Here is a 7,537-nt window from a genome sequence, read left to right as displayed (position 1 = left end):
TTTATAATTATTGGAAGTGCGATAATAGGCGTCTTTACAACTATGTTAACCGCCGCATTTATTACTTTTCGCGCTAAAAGACATGTTTTACAGCTCGTATACTTTACCGGATTGTTAATCTTGTATGGCGTTTTAAGTATTGTATTGCACCCTGAAGCGTCTATCCTGATTAACGTATTGAAAGTATTGTCACCTGCACCGTTATGTTATTTCGGTTATTTAATCGCAACGCAATACCAACAGAAGAAGCAAATGCCGAGTCTTGCTGCTGAGTAATCTGTTAACGCTCAAAACCGTTAGCTACCCCCTTGCTTCGCAAAGTTAGAAAAACGCACTATTAACAAGTTCACCGAGCATCATGTGTTTGATGCTCAAATCAAATTGCCAGTGATTACTAGATAGCTTTACGCTTTACTATTTAAAAATAAGCCAGCATTGCTCTGTGCCGTGTGAGTCGGTTTTGCAAATAGTCCGCTTACATACGTTGCTGCTTGTTGTTGTATTAGTGATTGTACGTTCACAAGCGCTTCATCTAACTGTTTTTGCAGTTCAATGAGTTTCGTATTTTTTTCTGGGTCGTCATCATCTGAGGTGTTACGTAAGTCTTTTATTTGCTGCTGCAGCGACACAATGTGGTTAATTTTATCTTGTGTTTCATTTGGTTTAGCAGCATCGTGTTGCTCTTCTGTTTTCGCCGGTTTTTCGTTCTGTGATTCACTCGCTTTATCTTTTGCGTCAGCGGTGGCGGTATTGTTTTTTGATTGTGTTATGTCGTCCTCGTTAGTGTGAAGTAATGTGTTATATCCTGAATAGCCCGAGGAAAGATCATTAATGTTCATAAACGTCCATAATTTGACATGTAAACAGGCAGTTAAGCAACTATTGTGCCTTTTATAAAAGCGCTATTGATGGATTATGCTTATTGCTATCTGGTAAGACCACTTGTAATCTATGAAGTATGAACATTTAATAAATGCATAATCCATGGCGAGCTTTGTTAAACAAGAAATTAAAATTAGTTGTGAAGATAATTATGTATTAGCCGCAACAGCTTATTTACCTGATAATGTAAAAGCAGCGGTTGTTATTGGTCCGGCTACCGGTATAAAACGTCAGTTCTATAATGCGTTTGCAGAATATTTAGCAGGCAATGACTTTAGCGTTTTAACGTATGATAATCGTGGTATTGGGCAATCAATTGATGGTGATATTGCGTCGCATACCGCGAGCTTACAATGTTGGGGGCAATTAGATAAACCTGCCGCCATTTCATGCTTACAGCAGTTATTTCCAAATACTTCGTACCATTTAGTTGGCCACAGCGCCGGTGGTCAGCTTATTGGCCTTGCCAAAAATGCGACCGAATTAAGTTCAATATTCAATTTTGCAAGCTCGTCAGGGCAACTGCGCAATATGAAACTGAAAGATCAGTTTAAATCACATTTTTTCATGAATATGTTTATTCCGTTTTCAAACATGGTATTTGGTTATACGAAATCCCAATGGTTTGGCATGGGAGAGCCATTGCCAAAACAGGTTGCGAAGCAATGGCAAACTTGGTGTAACGGTAGTGGATATGTAAAAACCGCATTTAATAAAACGGTTTTTACGCATTACTACAACGAACTTGCTATGCCTGCGTTATGGGTCAATGCCGTAGATGACTTTATTGCGACCGATGAGAATGTGCGCGATATGATGTCGGTTTGCCCCAACTTAGCGGCAAACACACTGACGTTATCGCCAGCCGAACATAATTTAAACGAAATTGGCCATATGAAGTTTTTTAGTCGTCGCGCCAACACATTGTGGCCAATTGCGCTCGATTGGTTGAATTCACATGCTTAACAGTAATAATGCTGATTTATCACATTAAAAACAGGCCGTTACAAGGCCTGTTTTTATTTTAACAGCAACATATTGCAAGTCAGAGCGAAGCAGAACTGGCGGATTATTTTACTTTTTTGAATAGTTTTGTGCTCAATACAGGTCTATCACCATACGATTTATGATTAGACGGTTGAGTACACAATTTATGAAAGAGAGCAGCAATAAAGTAATTGTTGGCGCATTGCTTGGCGTTTCCGGTTTATTAATGGGGATCAGCACCTTGCTGATTGGACAAGATGTAAGTTTACAGCGCGTGCTGGATTTTTATTTGCTCGATGGCGTGATGAGTTCGCACTATGCAAGTTTGCTAGCGGGTTTTGCATTTTTGGCTATGGCTATTCTTGCTTTGTTGAGTATAAAAAAGCGTAAATACCAAGGTGTTTTATTTGCTTTTTTACTCGTTATTAGCATAGTGCCGTTACTCACGTTACTGGACAGTAGTCGTTGGATTGCTGATTTAGGTGGTTTTCCGGCGATTGGTTCTGGGCAAGGGATCATTAAGTATGCTGCGTTGTTGGCACTTGCAATTCACTTTATTTACGCCGATAAAATGACACTTCGTCAACAGCACGTTTTACAGCTATTTCCTGTTGTATTGGTGCTGTTATGGATTGGAGGCATGAAGTTTACTTTGCTTGAAGCACAAGGCATTGAAGATCTGGTTCGTTCGTCGCCATTAATGAGTTGGATGTATTCAATTTGGTCTGTGCAAACCGCTTCAAATATTATTGGGGTTTACGACCTTGTTGCACTTAGTCTATTAATTTTATCTCTGCAATTTAAGCGTTTATTATTACTAGGTATTGCCATGGCAGGGGCGGTAATGCTAACAACACAAACATTCCTGTTTACATGGCCGGCAGCGTTATCGGGCGAGACCTTACTCACATCGGGTGGGCAGTTTTTAATTAAAGACTTATGGTTTATCGCAAATCTCGTATTGTATTATTATTTGAATAATCGTGATGAGAATACACTTTAGCGATAACGTGATTCAAAATGGCATTAAGACCTCTTAATGCCATTTTACAGCTCGAAATAGTCGTTTTTATTCATTTGGCCATTTAGCGAAGTGTTCTAATAAATAATCGATCGCAAGGCGTGCACGCAGTGGCATAAATTGCTTGTTTTGATACACAATCCAACTTGTTGCGCCAGTAATACAAAAGGGCGCTAATATCGGCACCAACTTGTTTTGTTTAATTGACTCTGTGAAGGTGCTATCAGGCATATAGGCTATTCCTAAACCCTGTTCACATGCATCAAGGACTACATTTGAATTGTTACTTTGCCAGTTGCCACTGACTTTAATGCTTTGCTTAATCCCATTAATGTTAAAGGTCCAGTGATCACTGTTTGCCAAAATGCAGCGATGACTTTTTAATTGATTCGGGTGATTTGGTGTACCGTAGTTGGCCAAATAGTCTGGACTTGCCACAAGCATCATAGAGCGGCTAATTAGTTTTCGCGCGATAAGGTTTGAATCATTTAATTCGCCATAACGAATCGCAAAGTCTATGCCGTCTTCAATAAAATTAACCATGCGACTATTAAAGTCGATATCAATGGAAAGCTCAGGGTGGTCTTTAGCAAACGTCATAAGCGCGGGAGCGACAAAATTCTCAGCAAAGCCCCCTGCAGCACTGACTCTCAGTGTTCCGTTAAGTTGATACTGCTGCTGAGTAACTTGTTCATTAGCCTGTTGTAAGCCATTTACTAGGTATTTGCATTGCTGGTAATAAAACTCACCGTTTTCAGTTAAGCTGATCTGCCGCGTGGTGCGGGCAAGCAAACGCGAGCCTAAGCGTTCTTCTAAGCGCGATACTTGTCGGCTAATGTGGCTGGTGGAGCAGCCTAACTTTTTAGCCGCGGCTGAAAAACCACCGCTTTCGGCAACGGCAACAAATTCAAATATACCTTCAAAACTATCCATATAACGGCTCCATTATAACAACCCGCTTTGTGTTAACGCTTTTATGATAAAGCACACGTTTGCGTTGATTGTTGCTAAATAGCAAAAGAGTTTAACTGATTTAGGTAATTATCATTGAAATAGAAACAATATAAAGTGGTTTTAACTTATTAAAACGCAATAAAGGTATTTATTATGAAAAAAGTACTTATTCCAGTAACAAATCACGCAACATTGGGTGAAACTGACCAAGCAAACGGCACGTATGCGCCAGAGCTTACGCATGTTGTTCACGTATTGAACGACAACGGAATTGCGTTTGATATTGTATCAATTAATGGTGGCAAGGCACCGCTTTATGGCACAGATATTGAGGGCGATGATGTGAATAACAAAGTACTTGGTGATGCGTCATTCCAAACGCAGATCAACAATACGGTGCCTGTATCGCAAGTTAATATTGATAATTATGTCGCAATTTTCTACCCAGGTGGCTTTGGTTTGCTGTCGGATTTAGCGAGCAATGAAGAAGTTGCGAGTATGGCGGCTAAACATTATGAAGCAGGTGGCATTATTGCTGCTGTATGTCACGGCCCTGCGGCATTGTTACCTATCACATTGAGTAACGGCGAACCATTAATTGCGAGCAAACAAGTAACCGCGTTTACCCGTGAAGAAGAGATCGATTTTGGCACTATCAATGATATTCCTTTCTTACTTGAAGAAGCACTAACACGTAAAGCCGCGCAATATAGCAAAGTTCAGCCTTGGAGTGAGTTTGTAATTGAAGATGAGCGTGTAATTACCGGTCAAAACCCAACGAGCGCCCACGCTGTAGGTGAGTTTTTGGCAAAGCTATTGGCTGAGTAATCAGCCAACAGTCTGTTAAATAAGAAGGATTTAGTATGAAACAAAATCGTACAGTAAACCGCCAAATTACCTTGGCGTCGCGCCCCCATGGCGCACCAACACCCGCGAATTTTAATTTAGTAGAAAGCAGCCTACCACTTATGGGTGACAATGAAATGTTGCTGCGCACCATTTACTTATCGCTCGATCCCTATATGCGCGGGCGAATGAGTGATGCAAAGTCTTACGCAGAGCCCGTGGCGATTAACGAGGTTATGGTAGGCGGCAGTATTTGTCGCGTCGAAGAGTCCAATTTAAAAGGGTTTGAAAAAGGTGATTTGGTTGTCGCATTTGGTGGTTGGCAAGATTACAGCATTTCAAATGGCGAGGGCGTAATCAAGTTAGATAGCGCAATGACCAATCCATCTTATGGGCTAGGTGTGTTGGGTATGCCCGGCTTAACCGCGTATATGGGGTTAATGGACATAGGTGCACCAAAGGCAGGAGAAACCTTAGTCGTTGCGGCGGCAACAGGGGCGGTTGGTAGCCTTGTTGGTCAAATTGGTAAGTTGCAAGGTTGCAAAGTGGTTGGTATCGCGGGCAGCCAAGAAAAATGTGATTACGCTCTAAACGAGTTAGGTTTTGATGCCTGTTTAAACCACAATGATGCGGATTTAGCTGAGCAACTTGCAGCGGTGTGCGATTCGGGTATTGATATTTATTATGAAAATGTGGGCGGAAAAGTGTTTGATGCCGTACTGCCCCTTTTAAATACCAAAGCTCGTATTCCATTGTGTGGCTTAATTGCACAATACAACGCAACAGATTTACCACCTGGCCCAGATCGCCTTGGTTTACTAATGGGCAATTTGCTTGTTAAGCGTATAAAAATGCAAGGCTTTATTGTATTTGATGACTACGGTCATCGCTATGGTGAATTTCAACAAGCCATGGTGCCATGGCTCGTATCAGGACAAATCAAATATAAAGAAGACAAAGTAGTCGGCCTTGAAAATGCAGTGTCGGCATTTATTGGGTTATTGCAAGGCGAAAACTTTGGCAAATTGGTTGTGCAAGTTGGCCCAGAACACTTGGATACAGAATAAACAGGAGTTGCTTATGATTAAAGTACATCATCTCAATCAATCACGCTCAACGCGCGTATTGTGGTTACTTGAAGAGTTGGGTATGCCATATCAAATTGAACATCATAAACGTGATGAGACAACGCGATTAGCCCCCGCTAGTTTGGGTGAAATTCATCCGCTAAATAAAGCGCCAATCATTGAACACGACAATGTTGTAATTTGCGAATCCAGCGCCATTATGGAGTACATTCTCGATCAAGATGAAAAGCAGCGTTTGCGCCCAGAAAAAGGCACAAAAAGCTACTATCAGTATCTTGAATGGTCGCATTTTGCCGAAGGCTCGTTAGGCTTGCCAATTATTGCGACCTTGCTAATGCGAATGGAAAAACGTGATGGCACTAACCCAATGGATGGCTATATTGCAAAAGAGATTAACCTAGATTTAGGTTACATTGATGCAGTACTTGCTAAGCAAACCTATTTTGCTGGTAACGAATTTACCGCCGCGGATATTATGATGACAATCACCTTAGAGTTTGCAGCTAATTTAAACTTGCTTGAAAACCGCGATAACATTACACGCTATTTGGCAAATGTGCACAGCCGTGAGGCATACCAAAAAGCACGTTCATTTGGCTAACGATTATTGATACAAAAACACGCGGCCATGATTTACACTGGTCGCGTTTTTTAATTGATAATAACGTTTATGATTAGCAGTCACTATGTTGCAAAAAGTCCTAAAGGGGATTTTTTAGACTTAACCATTGAAATAGGGTTACCTGAACCTGATCCAGAACCCGGTGGCGATTTTCGCTGTAAAGTAACAATCAACGCCTTCAAATTTGAAAAGTTTTCCTTCGGGGTTGATCAATTACAAGCTCACAGCCTAAGCATTAAATTACTTAATTTGTTGCTGGTAGAAAAGCAAACGCAAGGTTGGCTATTCTATTTTCCTGATGATTTAGACCATGCGATGGATTTTGAAAATGGCTTTTTTTAGCTAGAACCAAAGCTTAACCTTTCGATAAAAAAAGCCTTGTAGCACTAATACGCGACAAGGCTTTTACTTAACCAGAACTTGGGCTATTTATTTAGACGCGGCGTTACATCAAATTTGTGTAACGCAATGAGTAAACTTTGTTTAGTAAGCCACACCAATTCGCTGATTCAGGTATTTTGCTTTTTCTAGCTCATCGACAAATGCAGTGGCATAGTCAGCGACAGAAATACGGCTCTGGCCTTGTTCGTCAACTAATAGTTGGTCGTCTGTCACGCGATAATTTTGCTGTTTATCGCCAGGGAATATTTCAGCGGCAGGGCAAATAAATGTCCAGTTTAATGGGCTTTGTGTTTGCTGGAACACCGTTAATGCCTCGCCTTGAGCAATCGCTTCATCTTTGTATTCTGCGGGAAACTCAGGCGTATCAACCAGTTTTACATTTGGTGCAACGGTTAATGAACCTGCACCGCCCACCCAAACCAGTCGCTCAATCGCGGTATGTGGCAATTCGCGCAGTAATCGCCTTGCGGCGTCTGCCACTATGTTGTGATTTCCCAACGCACGGCCACCTATGGCTGCAATAAATACGCTTTCGTCCGTAATTACATCTGAAAGGGAGCTGTTATCGGTTAAGTCGAATGGTTTAACGTTAACATCGGTCACGTCATAGTTTTTGGGGTTTCGTACCAGTGCAGTAACTTGGTGTCCTCTTGATTTTGCTTCTGCAACAATATGGCTACCAATCCAACCTGATGCACCTAAAACAACGAGTTTCATATTTTTTCCTCACAATGT

The 7,537-nt window shown here is 41.3% G+C and carries 10 protein-coding genes; 7 read left to right on the top strand and 3 right to left on the bottom strand.

Annotated features, from left to right (window positions below; translation table 11 throughout):
* Positions 1-276, top strand: a 276-nt coding sequence (locus ACHSBP_RS12910; RefSeq protein WP_395389063.1) for a hypothetical protein, incomplete at its 5' end; no start/stop codon positions are given.
* Between the two features lie 128 nt (positions 277-404).
* Here the strand turns inward: ACHSBP_RS12910 and ACHSBP_RS12905 are convergent.
* Entirely contained in the window at positions 405-839 is a 435-nt protein-coding gene (locus ACHSBP_RS12905; RefSeq protein WP_395389062.1) for a hypothetical protein, read from the bottom strand.
* 145 nt (positions 840-984) lie between these two features.
* Between ACHSBP_RS12905 and ACHSBP_RS12900 the strand changes: the two genes are divergently transcribed.
* Both ACHSBP_RS12900 and ACHSBP_RS12895 read left to right on the top strand, forming a co-directional pair.
* Positions 985-1,848: an alpha/beta fold hydrolase gene (locus ACHSBP_RS12900; protein ID WP_395389060.1), complete on the top strand. Its 864-nt coding sequence runs from the start codon at positions 985-987 to the stop codon at positions 1,846-1,848.
* Positions 1,849-2,035: 187 nt separating this feature from the next.
* Positions 2,036-2,872 (top strand): DUF417 family protein, encoded by an 837-nt coding sequence (locus ACHSBP_RS12895; protein ID WP_395389059.1) that lies wholly within the window; start codon positions 2,036-2,038, stop codon positions 2,870-2,872.
* A gap of 66 nt (positions 2,873-2,938) precedes the next feature.
* Here the strand turns inward: ACHSBP_RS12895 and ACHSBP_RS12890 are convergent, their stop codons facing one another.
* The gene (locus tag ACHSBP_RS12890) at positions 2,939-3,823 is read right to left on the bottom strand and encodes a LysR family transcriptional regulator (RefSeq protein WP_395389057.1); all 885 of its coding nucleotides are present in this window, start codon (positions 3,821-3,823) and stop codon (positions 2,939-2,941) included.
* Between the two features lie 174 nt (positions 3,824-3,997).
* Between ACHSBP_RS12890 and ACHSBP_RS12885 the strand changes: the two genes are divergently transcribed.
* From ACHSBP_RS12885 to ACHSBP_RS12870, 4 genes are all read left to right on the top strand, one after another.
* Positions 3,998-4,672, top strand: a complete 675-nt coding sequence (locus tag ACHSBP_RS12885; RefSeq protein ID WP_395389056.1) for a type 1 glutamine amidotransferase domain-containing protein — start codon at positions 3,998-4,000, stop codon at positions 4,670-4,672.
* Positions 4,673-4,707: 35 nt separating this feature from the next.
* A complete protein-coding gene (locus ACHSBP_RS12880) occupies positions 4,708-5,757 on the top strand; it encodes an NADP-dependent oxidoreductase (protein ID WP_395389055.1) in 1,050 nt (349 codons plus the stop codon).
* Positions 5,758-5,770: 13 nt separating this feature from the next.
* Positions 5,771-6,379, top strand: a complete 609-nt coding sequence (locus ACHSBP_RS12875; protein WP_395389054.1) for a glutathione S-transferase family protein — start codon at positions 5,771-5,773, stop codon at positions 6,377-6,379.
* A gap of 69 nt (positions 6,380-6,448) precedes the next feature.
* Positions 6,449-6,742 carry a hypothetical protein gene (locus tag ACHSBP_RS12870; protein WP_395389053.1) on the top strand — a complete coding sequence of 98 codons (294 nt, stop codon included), beginning with the start codon at positions 6,449-6,451 and terminating at the stop codon, positions 6,740-6,742.
* Between the two features lie 141 nt (positions 6,743-6,883).
* On the opposite strand, the gene ACHSBP_RS12865 is transcribed toward ACHSBP_RS12870, so the two are convergent.
* The gene (locus tag ACHSBP_RS12865) at positions 6,884-7,519 is read right to left on the bottom strand and encodes an NAD(P)-dependent oxidoreductase (protein ID WP_395389052.1); all 636 of its coding nucleotides are present in this window, start codon (positions 7,517-7,519) and stop codon (positions 6,884-6,886) included.
* Positions 7,520-7,537: the final 18 nt, after the last annotated feature.

Origin of the sequence: Pseudoalteromonas sp. XMcav1-K (genome assembly GCF_044005875.1) — a bacterium.
Classification (GTDB): Bacteria; Pseudomonadota; Gammaproteobacteria; order Enterobacterales; family Alteromonadaceae; genus Pseudoalteromonas; species Pseudoalteromonas spongiae.
Note: the sequence above shows the minus strand (reverse complement) of the source record. Positions and strands in the feature narration are given on the sequence as shown.